The sequence below is a fragment of the Nitrospira sp. genome (genome assembly GCA_024760545.1).
Taxonomy (GTDB): domain Bacteria; phylum Nitrospirota; class Nitrospiria; order Nitrospirales; family Nitrospiraceae; genus Nitrospira_D.
On record CP060501.1, the window covers coordinates 282,369 to 301,875 of the forward strand.

The 19,507-nt window shown below is 54.2% G+C and carries 20 protein-coding genes and 2 riboswitches; of the genes, 17 read left to right on the forward strand and 3 right to left on the reverse strand.

What is annotated here, in order from left to right:
• Positions 1-2: 2 nt before the first annotated feature.
• From H8K03_01295 to H8K03_01315, 5 genes are all read left to right on the forward strand, one after another.
• Positions 3-1,172, forward strand: coding sequence for an acyltransferase (locus H8K03_01295; protein ID UVT20586.1), 1,170 nt, complete (start codon positions 3-5; stop codon positions 1,170-1,172).
• A gap of 855 nt (positions 1,173-2,027) precedes the next feature.
• The gene (locus tag H8K03_01300) at positions 2,028-2,276 is read left to right on the forward strand and encodes a hypothetical protein (protein UVT20587.1); all 249 of its coding nucleotides are present in this window, start codon (positions 2,028-2,030) and stop codon (positions 2,274-2,276) included.
• A 51-nt stretch (positions 2,277-2,327) separates the two neighbouring features.
• Positions 2,328-2,690, forward strand: coding sequence for a response regulator (locus tag H8K03_01305; protein ID UVT20588.1), 363 nt, complete (start codon positions 2,328-2,330; stop codon positions 2,688-2,690).
• A gap of 249 nt (positions 2,691-2,939) precedes the next feature.
• Positions 2,940-3,197 carry a hypothetical protein gene (locus H8K03_01310; GenBank protein UVT20589.1) on the forward strand — a complete coding sequence of 86 codons (258 nt, stop codon included), beginning with the start codon at positions 2,940-2,942 and terminating at the stop codon, positions 3,195-3,197.
• A 1,853-nt stretch (positions 3,198-5,050) separates the two neighbouring features.
• Positions 5,051-5,650 (forward strand): hypothetical protein, encoded by a 600-nt coding sequence (locus H8K03_01315; protein ID UVT20590.1) that lies wholly within the window; start codon positions 5,051-5,053, stop codon positions 5,648-5,650.
• Between the two features lie 452 nt (positions 5,651-6,102).
• Here the strand turns inward: H8K03_01315 and H8K03_01320 are convergent, their stop codons facing one another.
• Positions 6,103-6,267, reverse strand: a complete 165-nt coding sequence (locus H8K03_01320) for a hypothetical protein (GenBank protein ID UVT22573.1) — start codon at positions 6,265-6,267, stop codon at positions 6,103-6,105.
• A 1,080-nt stretch (positions 6,268-7,347) separates the two neighbouring features.
• On the opposite strand from H8K03_01320, the gene H8K03_01325 reads away from it, so the two are divergent.
• The gene (locus H8K03_01325; GenBank protein UVT20591.1) at positions 7,348-8,109 is read left to right on the forward strand and encodes a hypothetical protein; all 762 of its coding nucleotides are present in this window, start codon (positions 7,348-7,350) and stop codon (positions 8,107-8,109) included.
• 222 nt (positions 8,110-8,331) lie between these two features.
• Here H8K03_01325 and H8K03_01330 read toward each other — a convergent pair whose 3' ends face one another.
• Complete coding sequence (locus H8K03_01330; GenBank protein ID UVT20592.1) at positions 8,332-8,523, reverse strand: 50S ribosomal protein L28; 192 nt, start codon at positions 8,521-8,523, stop codon at positions 8,332-8,334.
• Positions 8,524-8,659: 136 nt separating this feature from the next.
• Positions 8,660-8,919, forward strand: a riboswitch (cobalamin riboswitch).
• A 191-nt stretch (positions 8,920-9,110) separates the two neighbouring features.
• Here H8K03_01330 and H8K03_01335 point away from each other — a divergent pair.
• The 8 genes from H8K03_01335 to H8K03_01370 all read left to right on the forward strand — a co-directional run bounded on the left by H8K03_01335 (position 9,111) and on the right by H8K03_01370 (position 17,411).
• Positions 9,111-10,010, forward strand: coding sequence for a cobalamin-binding protein (locus H8K03_01335; protein UVT20593.1), 900 nt, complete (start codon positions 9,111-9,113; stop codon positions 10,008-10,010).
• A 133-nt stretch (positions 10,011-10,143) separates the two neighbouring features.
• Positions 10,144-11,160 (forward strand): iron ABC transporter permease, encoded by a 1,017-nt coding sequence (locus H8K03_01340; protein UVT22343.1) that lies wholly within the window; start codon positions 10,144-10,146, stop codon positions 11,158-11,160.
• A 5-nt stretch (positions 11,161-11,165) separates the two neighbouring features.
• Entirely contained in the window at positions 11,166-12,059 is an 894-nt protein-coding gene (locus H8K03_01345) for an ABC transporter ATP-binding protein (GenBank protein UVT22344.1), read from the forward strand.
• Position 12,060: 1 nt separating this feature from the next.
• On the forward strand, positions 12,061-12,828 hold the full coding sequence (locus tag H8K03_01350; protein UVT20594.1) for a carbon-nitrogen hydrolase family protein: 768 nt from the start codon (positions 12,061-12,063) through the stop codon (positions 12,826-12,828).
• Positions 12,829-12,943: 115 nt separating this feature from the next.
• Positions 12,944-13,138: riboswitch (cobalamin riboswitch) on the forward strand.
• 24 nt (positions 13,139-13,162) lie between these two features.
• The gene (locus H8K03_01355; GenBank protein ID UVT20595.1) at positions 13,163-15,190 is read left to right on the forward strand and encodes a TonB-dependent receptor; all 2,028 of its coding nucleotides are present in this window, start codon (positions 13,163-13,165) and stop codon (positions 15,188-15,190) included.
• A 6-nt stretch (positions 15,191-15,196) separates the two neighbouring features.
• On the forward strand, positions 15,197-16,597 hold the full coding sequence (locus tag H8K03_01360) for a cobyrinate a,c-diamide synthase (GenBank protein ID UVT20596.1): 1,401 nt from the start codon (positions 15,197-15,199) through the stop codon (positions 16,595-16,597).
• Positions 16,597-17,196 (forward strand): cob(I)yrinic acid a,c-diamide adenosyltransferase, encoded by a 600-nt coding sequence (gene cobO / locus H8K03_01365; GenBank protein ID UVT20597.1) that lies wholly within the window; start codon positions 16,597-16,599, stop codon positions 17,194-17,196. The genes H8K03_01360 and cobO overlap by 1 nt, the downstream gene beginning before the upstream one ends.
• Positions 17,193-17,411, forward strand: coding sequence for a cysteine-rich CWC family protein (locus tag H8K03_01370; protein UVT20598.1), 219 nt, complete (start codon positions 17,193-17,195; stop codon positions 17,409-17,411). The genes cobO and H8K03_01370 overlap by 4 nt, the downstream gene beginning before the upstream one ends.
• A 55-nt stretch (positions 17,412-17,466) precedes the next feature.
• Here the strand turns inward: H8K03_01370 and H8K03_01375 are convergent, their stop codons facing one another.
• Entirely contained in the window at positions 17,467-17,703 is a 237-nt protein-coding gene (locus tag H8K03_01375; protein UVT22574.1) for a hypothetical protein, read from the reverse strand.
• Between H8K03_01375 and bluB the strand changes: the two genes are divergently transcribed.
• The 3 genes from bluB to cobU are packed head-to-tail and all read left to right on the forward strand — an operon-like array spanning position 17,605 to position 19,503.
• On the forward strand, positions 17,605-18,372 hold the full coding sequence (bluB, locus tag H8K03_01380; protein ID UVT20599.1) for a 5,6-dimethylbenzimidazole synthase: 768 nt from the start codon (positions 17,605-17,607) through the stop codon (positions 18,370-18,372). The two genes, H8K03_01375 and bluB, sit on opposite strands and share 99 nt — an antisense overlap.
• Positions 18,372-18,977 carry a cob(I)yrinic acid a,c-diamide adenosyltransferase gene (locus H8K03_01385; GenBank protein ID UVT22345.1) on the forward strand — a complete coding sequence of 202 codons (606 nt, stop codon included), beginning with the start codon at positions 18,372-18,374 and terminating at the stop codon, positions 18,975-18,977. The genes bluB and H8K03_01385 overlap by 1 nt, the downstream gene beginning before the upstream one ends.
• The gene (gene cobU, locus H8K03_01390) at positions 18,946-19,503 is read left to right on the forward strand and encodes a bifunctional adenosylcobinamide kinase/adenosylcobinamide-phosphate guanylyltransferase (GenBank protein UVT20600.1); all 558 of its coding nucleotides are present in this window, start codon (positions 18,946-18,948) and stop codon (positions 19,501-19,503) included. The genes H8K03_01385 and cobU overlap by 32 nt, the downstream gene beginning before the upstream one ends.
• Positions 19,504-19,507 lie beyond the last annotated feature (4 nt).

Consider the following 19,507-nt stretch of genomic DNA (forward strand, 5'->3'; position numbering starts at 1 on the left):
CAATGTGCGATGCCGGAGCCGTTGCCTACTTGCCTACGCTTGATGGGCTGCGCGGTGTCGCGATCCTCCTGGTTCTCTGGTATCACACTCCCTTTCTGTTTCAGCACTTTCCGGAATTTGGAGGGGCACAATCCGCATGGTCCATGCTCGGCTTTGTTGGCATGATGAGTCTTGGCGGTTGGATAGGCGTAGATCTTTTTTTTGTCATTAGCGGGTTCCTTATCACATCTATTCTGATTCGAGTAAGGGATCGGGATTCTTCATCATTCGTCTTTTGGGGAAGGCGCGCATTACGGATTTTTCCCCTCGCTGGAATGTACTTGCTGATTCTGTTTTGCCTGACACTACTTGATGATCCGCTGCGGATGATGCCTGGCTTTGACGGGTGGTCATGGTACGTATTCTACCTCGGAAACATCCACATCACGATATATGGGTGGCAACCGTTGGCGTTTATGATCTTGTGGAGTTTAGCCATAGAGGAACAGTTCTACTTGGTTTGGCCACTGCTCGTGCGGATGGTAAGCGCTACTCGGCTGATATGGTGGATCATCGGCTTGATATTGTTCGTGCCGCTCGTGAGGGCAGTAATGGCTTCGACCACTGATTACCCCGCCACCTATGTTTTTACACTTTGCCGAATTGATGCGCTGGCCGCAGGTGCCCTTATGTCGGTGTTACTCAACTCTCACGAATGGAGGCAGAAGACTTTTCGAGTATGTGAGCGGCTTGTGGTTCCGGCATTGGGGTTGATCGTGCTCACGTTACTGGTACCATTTAGTCCCTCATTACCACAAACAAGACCATGGTTTTTCAGTGTATTCGGATATTCTTTGCTAGCGGCTAGTTTTGCCGTTTGTCTTGTAGCTAGTCTAAAGACTAGGACGCTATGGTACGGTGCATTAACTTCGCCATTCCTGAGATTTGTGGGAAGACGTTGTTACGGGCTATATGTGTGGCATGTGCTCGTCGCCAGTATGATCACGGCGGCGTTGCAGCCATTTCAAATCGGCTTTTATGGCCACGTGATGCTTTGGTTGATCACTCTTCTGGTCGTTGCGTGTGGGTCGTGGGTGTTACTGGAGGAACCAATGCTTAGGCTAAAATACTTGATACCATATGAAAAGAAGCTGAAAGCGAAGTTTGAATTTAAACTGGCCCAAGTACAGTAAGGATGTATCGTTATAAGAAAACAACAGCGGTAATTGCGTGGGTGACAACCCCACCTCAGGCGATTGACCTTGGTTTTTAGTACTGCAGAAACCTCTGCTAGCCTCTTCATGGGAGTTCCGCTGCAACTGCGGATTGGTGCTGTGTGGATTTTTATTGTTTGTGAAAACAGGGGGCTTGCTCTTCTTCCATTACGTTCGTCGCCTGAGTCACCTCAATCTCGACAAAGGTCCCGCATCGGTTGATCCAAAATTTCGGCCGGGCCTGCGGAGAGAGAGGCGGTATGGGGGGGGGAGGGCCCACTGCGGGAAGGTTGATCTGGACGTTGACAACTGTGAGGGAAGGAGCTGGAAGGTAGGATATATATGGCCAGAACGACAATCCCAGTAATGGTGGGATGCGCTGAAGCGGTGAGTTCATCATGCGGCTGTCATGACGTTGCATCGCGTCACCGCTGAAATCGCGCACTATCGTACCGCCCTGACTATCACCACTATATAAGAAAACGGCTGTAGCCAGTACACACATCCATAATTTCATGCGAATATCATACTTATTCCGCATAGGTTTCGTTACCTGGGAATATTCCTAGTGTGGGGGACTTCCGTTTCACAGGTTCCTGGTCACGGGCCCTGCGATCGGCCATGGCATTCCGTCGATGACCCGTCTTCTTTTGGCACGTGGCCCCAATATGGCATGAATCTCATCAAACATAATGGCGAATAAGCATTCCGCTCTATTGCTATTTGCCAGGCTCGCTATTACCCCCCTTTCGACGTACCTCATTCGAATCTGGCCCTAATCGCTATACCTGATACGGTTAACTCAAGGATGATGCGACCACCAACAGGAGGGCGATGATGAGCTGTATACGTTGTCAGGGGTTGATGATGGAAGAGCGCATGATCGATATGGAAGCTGGGTATGGCGAGATGTGGAGTCGCAGCTGGCGCTGTTTCAATTGCGGACACCGACATGATGCCGTCATACAGCAGCACCGCAAGACCCATGTAACAGCAGGAATTGTAAGCCCCGAGGCCCTGACAATTGATGAGACTGTCGAGCTGCCGTGGGACTCAGATCCGATTGAACCCCTGGCTGCCTGAGGAGACTGGTTGCTTTCAGAGGAGCTCCGACATGAAAGGAGGGGCAAGCTCATGAAACAGCCCACCATCCTTATCATTGATGACCACACGTCACTTCGTACTTTACTCGCGCTCAACCTTGAGGATGCCGGCTATCGGGTTTGTGAGGCAGCCGATGGCCGGCAGGGACTCGAACGGTTTCGGGCGCAGGCCGTGGATTTAGTCATCACGGATCTGGAGATGCCAGAGATGAATGGCCTGGAGGTGATCTTGGAATTGACCCGGGCGTTCTTGAATGTGAAGGTCATCGCCATGAGCGGCCACTCTGCAAACGAACTCCAGAAAGCCAGGCTCTTCGGGGCTCGGCAGACCTTTTCGAAGCCCCTGGATCTCGATGCATTGCTGCACGCGGTTCAATACGAGCTGCAACACTAGCTCCTACTTAAGTAATCAGTGATCTCAATCACTTTTAAGTGGCTTGAAGCCAGCAGTTAAGGGGTTGGACAAAATCCGTCACTTAGGGAGCCAATTTGTTTATGCAGTGCTTCATTAGACAGTTATTATGGCTTATTTCGCCGACACTCATGACATTAAACACGGCCCAGCACCTGCATCTCCCTTAGATCTAAGCAGCTACGGTTAACCAAGGGTGCGGGGGTGTCCCACCCGAGGGAGGAGTCCATCATGCTCGATGCGGACGTGAAGGAGGAATACCGAAGCGCCCTAACCCAGTATGCCCAAGCGAAGGAGATCTTAGAGCTTGCACGGTGTCATAGAAGCAGAGCCCTCTGTGCCCTTATCGAATCTGATTCCACGTTGACTGGAGCCGTAGAGCTCGCGATCAAGGATGACGGATTTTATGAAATGCTAGAGGCTATGGTGCTCGAATACCTCGGAGGGAAGGTGAATGTCGCAGCATTACATAGAAAGACCTGGGCCTAGCATTTCCTGCCCAGACTTTGTGGTAAGCAAGTCTCACCGTCACGGTCTGGATGCTCTATACAGTTTGCGTGACCCAATCTGGAGCCAGATAACTCGTCACACTAGTCTCCCGCGCACAACTATCACATGTTCCCTGCCGAGTGACCGAACCATGCCTTCGGAGTTTTGCCCAGTAGTACATTCGTTCGTCTTCATTCCTTGGGATGTCGAAGGACAACCTATTACTACATGTTGGACAGTACTTAACCGTCATAGACATGATTGCGACCTCCTCTCGTAGGCCAATAGGTTCATTGTGTATGTGCAGGAGGCTTAGTCTACCCAGGCGAAATGGGGAGGAGGCACTGGGATATATCCTAGGGTACTAACGTAAACGGGAGCAGATGGGAGGCACCGCACAGCGCGTTGAACATGCAAGCGCCGGTCGACTTCTATGCCACGTGGTTAGTCAAAAACAAGTCACGACCTGTCCACAATTAAACGGGGCAGTACAGCATTCCTTGAAAGAGTCTCAACTCCATGATGAGTGGCGGGGTGTGCCGAAGCCCTGACTAGAAGCAGTCTCCGTACGAGAAGCGAGAATAAGACGCTTGGCTAGTGGTCAGTGCCGAGAGCTTGGAAACCACGGAATGCGGCTGGTGTCTGGAACTTGTTTGAGTTTGGGGTTTGCATAAAAAATGCTAATGCCTAACTTCTTTTGACTCTTATTTTTGGCAATCGATTTGGGGTTTGATTTGGAGTGATTGTGAGTAGACATCGCGCACTTATATCACGAAGCTGTGGCTAAGCGTGTCCTAAAGACCCCACATATTATCATTTGGTAATAACCAGCAACTCTGCAGGATGTTTTAGGAATTCCACTTTTTGAGTTCTTGTGCCCGATCTCCCTGTGCATCAACAGATCCCAGACCGCCTGAAGAACATGACAATCTCGATTGGTCAGGGTTTTGCCAGCTTGGGCTGTCATGCTCGCACTGTATCCAGCCTACCTCCAGGGACTCCGACGGGTGGAACTTTTTGCCAATCTCGAATAGATAGTGCTTAATGAGATCCACTTCGAGGCTGGACAGTTCCTCTATTTTCAGACTCTCATTGAGCAGGGCTTCGGAAACGTACATAAATCGCTTAACTTCTTCGTGCAAGCTCATAAGCGAACCATTGTCGGTAATTGGTTTGCGGCTGGAGAATCTACAAGAATTGTGAGGCATACACAAGTAGGAGTAGGTTCTATCAGACAATTATTGATCCTTAATATACTATTCTACGAAGTGCCTCTCTAACAGATTATAGTCAGCTAATCACCTCCAAGGGTTTCCATATCCCCCAATCGCTTCGCCTCGCTGAAACTGACCTGTAGGCGGGGCATGTCTCGATCACACTCAACTATCAACACAGTCGTTGTGTTAGCCGTAATCGTCGCTTCCCGCGAACGGCACCGCGGATGCTCTGAGCATACCGTACGCTCGCAATTCACATGAGTGAGCTCCAGCAAGAGGAGTGCCACTGCAATTCGAGTCTCTTTCAGCAGAAAATGGTGGAAGAATCATTGGAGACGATCATTGTGGGGGATTTTGCCACATGTGTCTCGACGGACCTGTGACAATAGGCAATTAGACAAAGACTGCCTGGATCAGGCGACGGTGCTCGTAAGGAACAATGAATCCATTTGGGTTCTACATGTATCCAAATGATCCACTTCATCGCACGTCTTGTTACCAGACATACGACAATACGTGTGAATGCATACTCTTCCCGCGCCATCGACGTGGCTCACTCTTTGCTGACGATTCGGGCACGGGATTCTCTATTCGACAAAATACCCGAGACTGAGGAGCAAATGTGAAAGGATTGGGATGGTGAGCAAAGATACTGGCATTGCTACTGACGCGTTCCGAGAGTTGGACAAGAATTTACGGGCACAAGCACACCATGAGGCCCCCTATGAGAAGGCCCTTGGCAAAATGACCATCCGCTTTTCCTTACTCCATATCTCATTGGAGTGTTTTGCCTGGGAAGCATGGGGGCTTGCGATACGGACGGCTCTGGTTCTGACGAAGGACTTGCCGATAACGCTCCTGGTAGAGAAATTACGCTCCAGCGAGGAGTGGCTGATCTACAAAGAGAAAGACCGCGAGGACTTTCGGCGTATTTTGGATAGGATAGAAAGCGTGGCAAGTAGAAGAAACGAATTATTGCACTCACTCTGGGTTATCGACGGGGGAAAGCCCGTACGTTGTTTCAATCGCAAGAAGGCGGCAGGTGGGAATGCCTCATCAGTGGATGACATCAACCGCTTAAGTCGAACGATCACCGAAATCCTGGCAGACTTGGTAGCATTCAGAGAGAGAAGGCCTCTGGAGCAGGTTGGGCTCGGCCTCCATGCAGACCAAAACAATCCAGCACGTGGCAGTCGTGGTGCCACGGCAGTGCCAGAACACCATGACACACCGTGATCCATCAGGCTCTGAGTCATTATCGATCAGCTTCTTTGGGTGAGGATTCCTTTTGCTGGGTGTCGTGAGATGGAACCTCGGCGGGACTCTTCAGCAGGGTTCAGGTTAAAGTGAGCATGGTCACTTCTTGCTATCACGCTACTACGGACACCGCCTTCCCGCTTTTGCCCTGGTGTTGCAAAACCAATATGGTACCTAAACCGATGACGGGTGGGGGGGCCGCCCACTCGAGGGTGGGGGGTCAGGAGGCAGGTGTTATTACGGTGTTAATGAGAGCGACAAAACGGACTCAAATGAAGTGAATGGGTACGAGGCCAGGCTACGGCTTAAACCGTGTATTCCCTTGGTAAGAGAGGGGATTGCCCAGGTCTTGGACTTGAGCAACCCCCGCCTGGGTCCGTGGATCCCCACTGAACATCTGATCAACTCACGAACCAGCGCTGCCAAGTTGATCAACGGGTGATGTCCTGACAATTCGAATTTCCCGGCACGCCATCGTAACCGCCATTACCAAAACCGCAATTGCCTTTACCAGAACGCGTCGCAGTGATGTCTCGCAACAACTCGTGTTTCGCGAACACTGGCGTGACATATGATTCTTTTTGTTCTGCTTTCATATGCTTCACCTCCTTTCTTGTTGGAGTAGGCTTGCTTGAATCAATTGGGAATCCCTAGCCTCTTCAGGGTAAGTGGTGCCCCAAAACTACCTCTATTGGGACCATCGAAATAATCCCTCATTCAGGGGGCAGGTAGTAGGAACAGGCTGTCCATTCTTGAACAGCGCCATCCTTTCGAGTTGGCTTTAGGAAGACTGGAACCATAGGGAGGATTAGACACCGTGAATGACTTCGTTTTGTCGTGGCGGCGCAAACCAAATATAGGTTACTTTTCCTTAAGCCGGTGGGGGGCCGGCCATTCGAGAGCATGGCAGGTGGTAATAAGGTGTAAAGGTGAGCAACAGAACGGACTAATGAGTATATCGTTTTAGGAAGACCCAGGGAGCTCTTTTGGTGACAGAAATGCCGCTGAATAAATGGCTAGTCGTAGAGGACCCCAAAAGGCACCCCCGCCAACGACAAACATGCCGGGGGGGTCCGTCACGGTTTCTGTCACGGTTGGAATCCGAAAAGAGTCACGGTTAGGGGATACCATGGGATGCCACAAGAAACAACGGCAGCACACAAACCCCTTGATAGGCTTGTGTCTGCCGTGATCCTGAGTGTCATGGAGTATGCTGGTGTTTTAACCATGATCCGCTTCCCAAGCTAGTTGTCGTGGGTTCAAATCCCATCGCCCGCTCCATACCTCGCTTGACCCGACCGCGAGCTCTTTTTCGTTTTTTGTATCTGTCGCGAGCGGATAAACACCTTCAGTGTTATTGGAGCCGGGAAGCAGGGTTCAGAGCTGAACCGGCGACGGAGTGCGGTTCAAATCCCATTGCCCGTTCCATACCGAGCTTGCTCGTGCCGACGGCTCCTCTGCTTCTCTCACGGCAAGCCTAGTGACCTTCTTATTACCGTTCATTCCGCCACGATTTCGTTGGGAGCGGGCCATCCCGTCCAATTTTGAACCAACTAGTTAGAGTTCAATTCTGCTAGCCCCATCTTGAGAGGGATTGGAGTCTTCCTACACAGGCTGTTAGGAACACTCCGCTACTTTTTGAGACTCGGGCCAAGCTTCATGTAGGGAGAACACACATGCATTTGAAATGGATTCAGAGTGGCGTTCTTAGCTTATTGCTTCTCGTCAGTCTTTCCGCCTGCAGTGGCAACGGTGATACGCCGCAGCCATCTCCTGCACCTCTCCCGGCAGCCTCTGCCGAGGGGTTTTGGACCGGCACTACGGACACGAATCGGACCATTGCCGGGCTTGTACTCGACGACGGTGTGTACTGGGTCCTTTATTCCGCAGTTGGCGATCCATCGGTTGTCGCTGGGCTCATACAAGGCGATAGCAGTTCGCAAAATGGTGTCTTCACGTCTTCAAACGCCAGGGATTTCAATTTGGAGGGACAGCCAATACGTAACGCCACAATCAATGGGAACTATGCGATAAAGCAAAATCTGAATGGCACACTTGTCTATCAGACCGGTGGACAGAGTACTTTTACGACGACATACAATAGCGCGTATGAGTTGACGCCGGATATGAATGCCGTTGCGGGAACCTATACCGGTGAGGTCGCTGCGAATGAAACCGCGACGGTGGTCTTGACTTCCAATGGAGGAATATCAGGCAGTTCCAGTACTGGGTGCACCTTCACCGGCTCATTTTCACCTCGGACTCATGGGAACGTGTTTAACATTACGGTGACCTTCGGTGGACAAGCCGCATGCAGCAACGGGGCAGATACGCTGACCGGGATTGGAACGTATGACGCCGGGACCAAGACGCTTACCAGTGCGGCGTTGAATAGCACGAGAACGAACGGATTTATTTTTATCGGCACTAAGCCGTAGATGGGTACACAGGTTGATCCAATTCCCACGGTAATACTTTTGGACCACCTCAACGTGAATCTGAGGGATGCAAACGGCGAGTCGGACTCGTACTCAGGAGCAAGGACGGTAATCGTACCTTGACCCTTTCTCCTAACGAGCCTTCCGCCATGAAGTTGGTGGAGAAGGGAGGTCGGACAATCTGGGGAGCGCCGTAACTTCCGTGGGAAGGGATGAAAGCCGTCAGACTGCTTTACGAACCAACCCTGAACGCAGGCAGCGGGTGCAGACCCGAATACGCCGATGGCTTTTGCCGACCACAGCGCGAACGGTCTGGATATTGGGGTTAAACACGCGCCTGGTCTTATTGTTGGCGTGACTGACATTGTTGCCCGATACGGGCTTCTTTAGGCAAATCTCGCATTGTAATGCCACGGTCGTACTCCCTTTCCGCTGAGTGAACTCGAAGTTAGCGTGCGGATACTACCATAGCCTGCCGAACACTCACAAGCGTCCGACTGTTTCATGATGCATGAAGGCCCGGCATGATCGAACTTGACAAGATTTGGCGGTCTCTCCTATTGTTCTGGGCGCGAGAACTCCTGAGTAAGGGAAGAGGGTGAAACGCCCTCGCGGTCCCGCCGCTGTAAATGGGGACGAAACCCGTCGACGCCACTGGCGTGGCCGTGAAACGTCGTTCGTGAATCGTGAAACGTCTCGGTCTTGATGCGAGATACGATCCACGAGATACGCTTCACGTGCATGTTGGGAAGGCGCGGGGAGTAGGATGAACCATGAGCCAGAAGACCTGCTCAGAGAGGGTGACCATTGTTCCCTCGAGGCTGGGGAACAGGTGAGGATGAAGGAGCGGGTGCAATCCTCAGGGTCTATCCAGGCCTTGGGGATTTTTTCTTTTGACTCGATGGCGAAGATATCATTCTGTTATTGCTGCGTGTCTCCTGACTGTGCTGTCCCTGCCTCTTGTGCAGGCGGCCGAATGCGAGCGAGGAGATTGCACTGAGATGAAACGGCGGCAACAGGGGATCCTCACTGGGATGCCCTTTATGACGCATGTGTCGTCGCGGGCTTTTGTGGATGATGCCGGGCGCAGGATCTACCTTGCCAAGCCGCCTGCCCGCGTCGTATCGCTCGCTCCGAGCATTACCGAAATGCTGTTTGCGATCGGGCTGGATGAACAGATCGTCGGCGTGACCGAGTTTTGTGACTTTCCGGCGGCGGCGAAATCAAAAGCCAAGGTGGGATATTCGAACCCCAGCGCGGAAGCCTTGATTGCCCTCCGTCCGGAATTAGTCCTGGCCCCCCGAGATTTTCTCCGTCCTGATCTGCAGACGAAGCTCGAGCAGCTGAAGATCCCCCTTTTCTTTCTTGAAGCTCAAACAGTGGAAGATATCCTGTTGCAAATTCATACGTTGGGAAAAATGTTTGAGAAAGTGCCGGCCGCCAATGAGGTGACTCAGAGCATGCGTCAACGCATCGCCGAGATTCGACGCAAAGTCGAAACGCCGCCGGCGCGGCGGGTGCTGTATGTCCTGAACAGTCAGCCGTTGATTACCGTAGGGCCGGGAAGTTTCATCCACCAGATGATCGGCCTCGCGGGAGGGGTGAACATCGCTGCGCAGGCCGGCATGGCCTATCCGAAGCTGAGTATGGAAGCGGTGCTCAAGGACGATCCGGAAGTGTTGATCTTTCCCAGCGGTGAAGTGGAGACGGTGCCGCGCAGCGAGCAGCAGCAATGGCGGCGCTGGGACTCACTTTCGGCCGTCAAGCAGCAGCGCTTTCACGAAGTCTCCTCGAATCTGTTGAATCGTCCAGGTCCTCGAGTGGTCGAGGCCTTGGAACAACTCGCCCGTGCGATCCATCCGGAAGTGTTCGGTTCCGGTGAAAGTACCGGTCACCCATGAGGATCTTTTGAAGCAGACGCCTGCCACAGTTCAGTCCGGTTCATGTGCCGGACTCTTGCCCAGCGAATCGTCTCGTGTGAACCCAGCTAGAGGCATTGTGGCTCAAGGGGCCATTCTCACGAATTCACGGTGGATGACGACCTTGGGAATTCTTGCTCTCACGGCCATCGCGGTCAGTTTCGTCTGTCTTCACTTCGGCGCGCAGCCGATTGCATATGGTGAGATTCTACGGGTGTTTGTCGACGCCGTGAGCCGCAAGGAAATCAACAGTGGAACATCGGATGTGGCGACAACCATTCTGCTGCACGTCCGACTGCCCAGAATGCTGCTGGGTTTCTTGGTTGGATGTTCCCTGGCCACAGTGGGAGTGGCCTTGCAGGCATTGTTACGGAACCCGTTGGCCGATCCCTATGTGCTTGGCGTCTCCAGCGGAGCCGCGCTTGGAGCTGCAGTAGGAGTCTTGCTTGGAGCGGGCACCACATTTTTGGCGGAAACCGCGCTGCCAGCCTACGGGTTTGCCGGAGGTCTCTTGGCGTTGGTGGTCGTCTATCGAATGGCTGCCAGCTATGAGCAGTTGCCGATCCACAGCCTGCTGCTGACCGGGGTGATTCTGAACGCCATCTTTTCAGCCTTGATCATGTTTATCACTTCGATCCTGGAGCCGAATCGTTCGTACGGGATGATGGCCTGGTTGATGGGCACGCTGACCGCCCCCACCTACGGTGGTCTGGCTGGGCTCGCCGTCTATCTTTCGATCGGCCTATTCCTTCTGTTCAGCCAAATGCGGGTCCTCAACATCTTAGCGTTGGGAGAAGATTCCGCTCGCACCCTCGGAATCGATACGGAAAAGGCGAAGCGGTTCATCTTTGTGTTAACGGCGTTGGTGACCGGCGCGGTCGTGTCCGTCAGCGGCATGATCGGATTTATCGGTATGGTCGTTCCCCACGCCGTGCGCTTGGTCACAGGTGCGGACCATCGCTTGCTTCTTCCTGCATCGGCTCTGGTGGGTGGCACCTTTCTTATGGGTGCCGATACGATTGCGCGGACCTTGATATCGCCCGCGGAAATTCCGGTGGGCATTATTACAGCCCTGGCCGGTGGACCATTCTTTGTGTATCTCTTGCTCTGGCGAAAGGATCGCTTGGCGTGAGTGAGTTGTCCGACAGCCGGTCGAAGCAAGAGGCAGTTGCCGGCTCGGTCGGCGTCATCGAGCCACATCCGGCGTACGACGTGCAGGCCGTTCGGTTCCGCTACCAGTCCAAGGGATTGGATGCCATCAGGTGGATACTTGAGGATGTCTCCTTTTCCGCTCAAGCAGGTGAAGTGTTGGGAGTCGTCGGTCCCAATGGATCGGGGAAAACCTCCTTGCTGAAAGTGCTGGCGCGGCTGCTGCGTCCGGTGCAAGGCCGCATCGATTTGTTCGGACAAGAATTAGCCGCTATGGCTCAACAGGAGGTCGCTTGTACCGTTGGTGTGGTACCACAAGATAGCCAACAGCTCTTTCCGTTTACCGTAGCAGAAACCGTCCTCATGGGGCGCTTTCCTCATCGGCCTCGTGGCCGATGGACCAGCGGATTCGGATGGGAAAGTCGAGAAGACGTGGCCATTGCCGAGGAGGCGATGATGACGGTGGACATCGTTCACCTGGCTCATCGTGCCGTCACGGATCTTTCCGGTGGCGAGCGGCAGCGCGCCATGATTGCACGGGCGCTTGCGCAGACGCCGAAAGTTTTATTGCTCGATGAGCCGACCGCATTTCTCGATCTGCAGCATCAGGTTGAAATCTGTTCGGTACTAGTCCGGCTCAAAGAGGAACGCCGCTTAACCGTTGTTCTCGTGTCCCATGATCTGAATCTCGTCAGCCAGTATTGCGACCGGATTTTGTTGCTGGATCACGGTCAGGTGGTACGGCTGGGCCGCCCAGAAGAAGTGATTGAACCGGAGGTGTTGGAATCGGTGTATCGGTGCCGGGTGTTGGTGGATCGGCATCCGGGAACCGGGTTGCCTCGGGTGACGCTTCCTGGCCGCTCCCTGTCCGGAGGAATGTGATATGAGGACGGGCAAGATCGCGCTGCTTCATCTTGAGACGGTTCCCGGGGCCATCGAGCGAAACCGATTTGTGATTGTCGAGGCCATCAAGCATGCAGCCGCAACCGGCGCCGAGTGGATCGTGACGCCGGAGCTTGCGGTGTGCGGATTGCAGTTTGCCCACGTCGTCGGGTCGGATTGGATACAGCCGCAACCAGACCCTTGGATGCAACAGGTCTGCAAACTGGTCAGGACTCTGAAGCGAACCGTATTTCTCGGCTGCCCGGAGCGGGAGGGCGGTCGGTGCTATAACTCGGTGTTTGTCATCGGCCCGAGTGGGGAAATTTTGGGTAAACATCGCAAGATCAATGTAGTGAGTGATTCACTGGCATGGTCCAGCCCCGGCGAGACAGTCGCTCCGATCGAGTGCGATGGGATCAAGGTCGGCGTACTCATCTGCAGTGACGTCTATACCTCGAATATCGCCAGGGCGCTGAGATTCGAAGGGGCGCAGCTGTTGGTGTCGCCGGCGTCATGGGGGCCTGGAATTCATGGTCCGAATGGGGAGTGGGAGCAGCGGACTCATGAAACAGGACTTCCGTTGATCGTCTGTAACCGAACCGGCGCGGAGAAGACGCTGGATTTTTGGAAGGCTCCAAGTCTCGTCGTGCAGGACGGCACGCGTCTGCTCGCACACACGTCCAAGAAATCCGCCGTGCTGACATTCAACTGGGATTTCGACGCCATGAGCCTGCGTTCTTCAAAGTATTCCATCGACTACATCAGGTAGTCATACGACCTGTGATCAGAGTCAGTTTAGCGAGTCAGCAATGTTCGGTTGATCGATACAAACCGGTGTAGACAGGAAGAGAGGCACCCCTCTCCTGCATAGGAATCAGGGTGCGTAACAATTATTCTGGGGGGATTCTTTAAGACCATACCGTCAGCGACGGGGAAGATGGTGAAAATCCATCACGGTGCCGCCACTGTAAGCGGGGAGTGACTCTGCACGATGCCACTGTGTGCTTCGGCGCATGGGAAGGCGCAGAGTTAACGACGAGCCGCAAGTCAGGAGACCCAACTGCCGGGATTATCGATGCCCTTCGAGTCAAAGGGAGGTTTCCATGAGTCGGGTTCGTCCGTGTTTGTTGTGCAGTTTTCTCGTTTTTCTATTCGGCCTCTTTTCTCCTCTAGTCTCTGCATTTGCGCAGGATATCGCGATGGCCGATCAGCAAGAGGTCATCGAGGTCCCCGATGTGGTGGTCAGCGCGACCAAGACAGCAATTCCAGCCAAGCAAGTCACCAGCGCCGTAGAGGTGATCACCGGCGAAGACATGCAACAACGAAAAGTCAGAACCGTTGTGGAGGCCCTGCGCTGGGCTCAAGGACTTTCCATCAATCAAAGTGGTGGCCTCGGCACGGTCGTGGACGTGCGGATGCGGGGCGGAACGCCGGAGCAAACGCTCGTGCTCATCGATGGAGCGATCGTCAACAGCGCCACGATCGGGAATTATGACTTTGCCAACCTCACATCCGATAACATCGAGCGGATTGAGATTCTGAGAGGTAGCCAGAGCATGTTGTGGGGTTCGGATGCGATGGGCGGTGTGATCAATATCACGACGAAGCGAGGGCGGGACAAGCCCAACATCTCCGCGTTTACCGAGTACGGATCATTCAATACCATTCGAGGGGGAGGCAGCCTAGCCGGGAAGAAGGGGCCCATTGATTTTTCCGGTTCGCTCACCCGTTTGGATTCGGCCGGATTTTCGGCCATCAATTATCGACGCGGTGCTGCTGAGCGCGATGGATACCACAATTGGCAGGGATCGGTTCGGGTCGGGGCCGATCTTCCCAGGGATGGACGACTCGAGTTTAGTTTTCGATGGATGCAGAGCGTCGTCAATTTCGATGGGTTTGCGTTTAATCCAGTCACCTTTGCATCCGATCCAGCGGATGTTCTCGGGGCGAAATCAAATGATACCCAATACATTTTTGCAGGAAACTATTCGCAGCCGATCACCTCATGGTGGTCGCAACGATTGACATTGTCGCGAGCGACGGACAATCTCGTGAGTAACGGGGGAACTTTCGAACGGAACGTTGTGACCGATATAACGGCGCCGATTGGGTTCCCATTCAAGTCACAGATTGAGACGACGAGCAACCGGATTGAATGGCAGCATAACATTCAAGTCGGTAAACCCTTGTTGCTGACAGGTGGATATCAATTTCGTGAGCAGAAGGGCAGCAATCGAGACCTGCTTACAAATATAAACACGTTTGAGAATAAAGTTCTCAGCAGTCATGCGGGATTCGGGGAGGCACAGCTCAACCTTTGGGATCGTGTGTTTGGAACAGCGGGGATTCGGCAGGACGAGTATAACGTGTTTGGAAGCGCCACAACGTATCGTGTGACTGGGGGATATCTGCACCAAGAAACGGGGACAAAACTGCGCGGTAGTTATGCAACAGGGTTTCGAGCACCGACGATCAACCAATTGTTTTTCCCTGGGTTCGGGAATCCGAATTTGCAGCCCGAGAAGAGCCAAGCTTTGGATGCAGCCATTGAACAAACATTACCAAATGATTGGGGTTCGATCAGCGTAGGATACTTTTGGACTCGTTATCGCAATCTTATCCTGTCTGTGTTTGATCCGCTTGTTTGTACGGCGCCTGGTTCGTTCGGGTTCTGTGCGCAGAATGCGGGGTTGGCTAGAGCGCAGGGCGTGGAGGTCAGCACAAAGTTGAAGCTCCTCCGTGATAGAGCATGGGCTAAGAGCCTGGATCTGATGATCAATTATACGTACTCAGCCACGCGCGATATTAGTGATGGTTCGGAGACACGCCTGCCAAGGTGGCCGCTCCATCAAATAACGACCATCATCAGCTATCAACCTCTTGAGGGTCTTCGGGGTAACCTGGAGGGGCGGTACGTGGGTGAGCGGTTTAACAACGTTGGCAACAACGGACCGATCCCATCATTCGTGGTCTGGAATCTCTCCGCCAGTTATGACATCACAAAGCAGGTCCAGGCCTATTTGCGTTTCGACAACATCTTCAATGAGAAGTATGAAGAGGTCCTGTTCTTCGGCACGCCGATCCGCTCGATTTTCGGCGGCGTGCGCATCAATTATGATCTTCCGATCTAGATGAGCATGGTGGATTATCCACGGTTGGTCATTGCCGGGACGTCAAGCGGCGTCGGGAAGACGACCGCCACGTTGGGGATTTTGGCGGCCTTGCGTGAGCGAGGCCGCCGGGTTCAGCCGTTCAAGGTCGGGCCCGACTTTATCGATCCGAGCCATCACCGGGCGGCTACCGGCTGCTCGTCTCGAAATCTTGACGGGTGGATGCTTGGGGGGGACCTGAATCGTTCGATCTTTGCCCGCGCCGCGGCCGACGCGGAGATCTCGATTATCGAAGGCATGATGGGGCTGTTCGACGGCAGTTCGCCGCTGAACGAGGTCGGCAGCACGGCTGAATTGGCGAAGCAAGTGAATGCGCCGGTGCTGCTCGTAGTCGATGGGAGCGCGATGGCCCGATCCGCGGCGGCGATGGTAGGCGGTTACGCGCGCTTTGATCCCGAGCTGCGTGTTGCGGGAGTTTTGTTCAATCGTGTCGGGAGTGAAGGACATTATCAACTCCTGAAGGCGGCTGTTGAGCAATCTACCGACGTGGTGTCCGTCGGATATTTGCGTTCGGATCCCGCGATGACCATTTCGGATCGGCATCTCGGACTGGTCATGGCCATAGAGCAGGGTGGCGATCAGCTTTATCATCGCTTGGCAATGGCAGCGCTGGAGACGGTTAATCTTGATCGGATCGAGGCACTCGCCCATTCGTGTGGCACGCTGCCGGGATCAGTCTCTCAGCCGGCGATAAAAAGTCATGGCCGTACCGTTCGAATCGGTGTGGCACAGGATCGGGCGTTTTGCTTTTACTACCCGGACAATCTTGAATTGCTGGAAGCGGCCGGCGCCGAACTCGTGAGATTTTCTCCGTTGAACGACGACGTATTGCCGGATGTCGAGATGCTGTATCTTGGCGGTGGATATCCGGAATTGTATGGCGAGGAGTTGGCCAAAAATGCCTCGATGCGCGCGGCCATCAAGCGGTTTGCCGAGCGCGGCGGGGTGATCTATGGGGAATGCGGTGGGTTGATGTATCTGACGGAATCGATCCGCGATTTCGATGGCCGTTCCCATGCAATGGTCGGAGTCTTTCCGGCCGAAACGGCCATGCGGAAACACGGCCTTACTTTGGGGTATCGAACGGTGGAATGTTCACGACGCAGCATTCTCGGAGAGGCCGGCGTTACAGCGCGAGGCCACGAGTTTCACTATTCAACGTTGGTTGCAAGAGAGCCGCTGCAGTATGCCTGTACACTGAGCGATGCAGAAGGCAGTTCGAAGGGGAAGGACGGATTGACAAGACACAATGTCCTCGCGCTCTATACTCATCTGCACTTTGCGAGTCAGCCGCAGATCGGGACGGCGCTGGTGAATGCTGCCCGTCATTCCGCCGGTCGCACATCGGTAAGCGCGGGCCGGGCGTGATGATGGATCACGACGAGCATAAAGCGAAAATGGAGCGTCTGAAGGCCTCCGTTGATCGACACATCGAGGAGGCGCAACAGGAAAAGGGCCTGTTAATCGTCTATACCGGCGCAGGCAAGGGGAAGACGACTGCTGCGCTGGGGATGGTGCTGCGCTGCATCGGGCACGGGCAGAAGGTTGCGGTGGTGCAGTTTATCAAGGGCGCTCTCGATACTGCGGAAGAGCGCGCTCTGAAGTCTCTGGGCGATCGAATCATCTTCCTGCGGATGGGAGAGGGCTACACCTGGGAAACTCAAGACCGGGCACGCGACACGCAGTTTGCGCAACAGGCCTGGAAGACGGCTTGTGAATTCCTGAGCGATGCGTCCTATGCCATGATCGTCCTCGACGAGTTCAATATCGCGCTGCAGCACGACTATGTCGGTCTTCAAGAGGTCCTGCCGGTGCTTCGCGATCGGCCGCCGATGCAGCATGTGGTGATTACCGGTAGAGGGGCGCCGGCGAAACTCATTGACGAGGCCGATTTGGTGACGGAGATGAAACAAGTGAAACATCCTTTCCGCCGGGGCATCAAAGCACAGCCCGGAGTTGAATTTTGAAAGGGCCGGTACAGAAGACCTGCGGGGCATGCGGGAACTCGTTTGAGTGCGGCGGCTATCAATGTTGGTGCGGGACGGTCGGGATTACCGAACAGCAAATGGATTGGATTGCCGCACGATTTGAGGACTGCCTTTGTCCAGGCTGTTTGAGAAAAATCGCCACCGGAGAATTGGGGCCGCAGGCGACAGAGACTATCGGACCCAGTGCTTCATAATGGACGTGCAGCGGATATTGAACGATGGTGTGTGACGCGGGTTCACCTGTGCCATTCATTCGCTATTTAGCGTGACCGGTGTCTTGACGGCGCAGAGCAACCGATTGAGGACATTGGCTGATGGAGCGGCTTCCTCCACCCAGCTCAATACGGACAGGTTGCCAATCGCATGGATACTGGGATAAGGAAGGGTATGCCCGGTAAAACCCGTATCATTAAAGGAATACGGTCCCATAGCAATGGGGCGGTTTCCAAGCCAGATGCCTCCCGACATCATAACGGTGCGGATCACGCGTTCACCGTGAACGAGCGCAAGGCCGTCTATCGCGCCATTTTTGAGCGCCGCGATGTCCGTCGCAATTTTCTGCCGACACCGATTCCCAACAAAGTGCTGACCCGGTTGCTGACGGCGGCTCATCACGCCGGTTCAGTCGGGTTCATGCAGCCATGGGACTTTGTGGTCATCCGCGATCGTTCGACAAAACGTGCAGTGAAGAGCTTATTCAATGAAGTGAATGCTAAGGCTGCGGCACGGTATACCGGCAGCAGGGCGGCTCTCTATCGAAGCTTGAAACTGGAGGGCATCGAGGAAGCGCCGGTCAATCTTTGTGTGACGTGCAGCCGGCGGCGTGGCGGTCCGCATGTCCTGGGCCGTGCGACGGTGCGCGAGACGGATTTGTACAGCACGTGCTGTGCCGTTCAGAATCTCTGGCTGGCCGCTCGTGCAGAAGGTATCGGTGTCGGCTGGGTCAGTATTCTGGACCACGAGGCGCTGAAGCGGGTGGTCGGCGTCCCCAAGTCGGTGACGGTGCTGGCCTATCTTTGCCTTGGATATGTGGCCGGCTTTGAGGCGCGGCCCGATCTTGAAACCGTGGGGTGGCGGAAGCGGATTCCGGTTGGCCGGTTGATCCATTATGAGTCATGGGGCAACCGAGCCCGTGATAGGAGGGGGGAAAGGTGATGCGCATCACCAAGGTTTACACGAGAACAGGGGACGCGGGAAAAACCAGGCTGGCGGGAGGGCAGCAGGTCTGGAAAGATAGTTTGCGCGTCGAAGCCTACGGGACGGTGGATGAGCTCAACGCGTCGGTCGGCGTGGTTCGCGTGATGAATGCCGACATGACAGATGAGCACGAGGCTGCCCAGCGGCTCGAAGAAGAACTACGCTGGGTACAAAACAAGCTATTTGATGTCGGAAGCATTCTTGCGACGGCGCCCGGGCAGACGTTCAAGAATATGCCGCAAGTGGCGGCGCAGGATGTCACACGCCTGGAAAAACTGATTGATCGCTGCCAAAAAGATCTGGAACCCCTTAAAGAATTCATCCTGCCGGGAGGGGGGAAAGTGTCCGGCTTTCTGCATCAGGCCAGGACGATCTGCCGCCGGGCAGAGCGGTTGTGCGTCGCACTATCGAAAACGGAACCGGTAGAGCCTGCGATCATCAAGTTCGTCAATCGGCTCAGCGACGCCCTATTTGTATTGGCTCGTTGGGTGGCCAAGACTCAGGGTGAGTCGGAGTTCCTATGGGAGCGGGATGTCCAGCCCAAGAAGAACCAAGAAGCGTGATCGAGCCCAGCCTGCGGGGAAACTGATATTTGTTCTCGGTGGGGCGGCGTCAGGCAAAAGCGAGGTGGCGCTTCGCCTGGGACAAGGGGACCGGCCGAAGGCCTTTGTCGCAACCGGCCAGGCGCTGGATGATGAGATGATGGCTCGGATTACTCGGCATCAATCGACCCGCCCTTCCGACTGGGTGACGTTTGAGGTTCCAGCGAAGCTCGTGAATTGGCTTGATAGAAAAGGGAAGCAATATCAATCTATTGTTATAGATTGTCTTACGTTATGGTTGAATAATTTAGGCGGGAAGATTACTGAAAAAATGCTCGTTGAAGAGATCGCGAGATTGCTTCAAGCCATTCGAAAGGTACCGGCGAAAGTGGTGCTCGTCAGTAATGAACTCGGGATGAGTCTGGTCCCGGTTGGACCGGACGTCCGGCGCTTTCGCGATCTGGCCGGAAAGATGAACCAGCTGGTGGCGGATGAAGCCGATGAAGTCCACTTTGTCGTGAGCGGCCAGACCTTAAGGCTGAAGTAAAGGA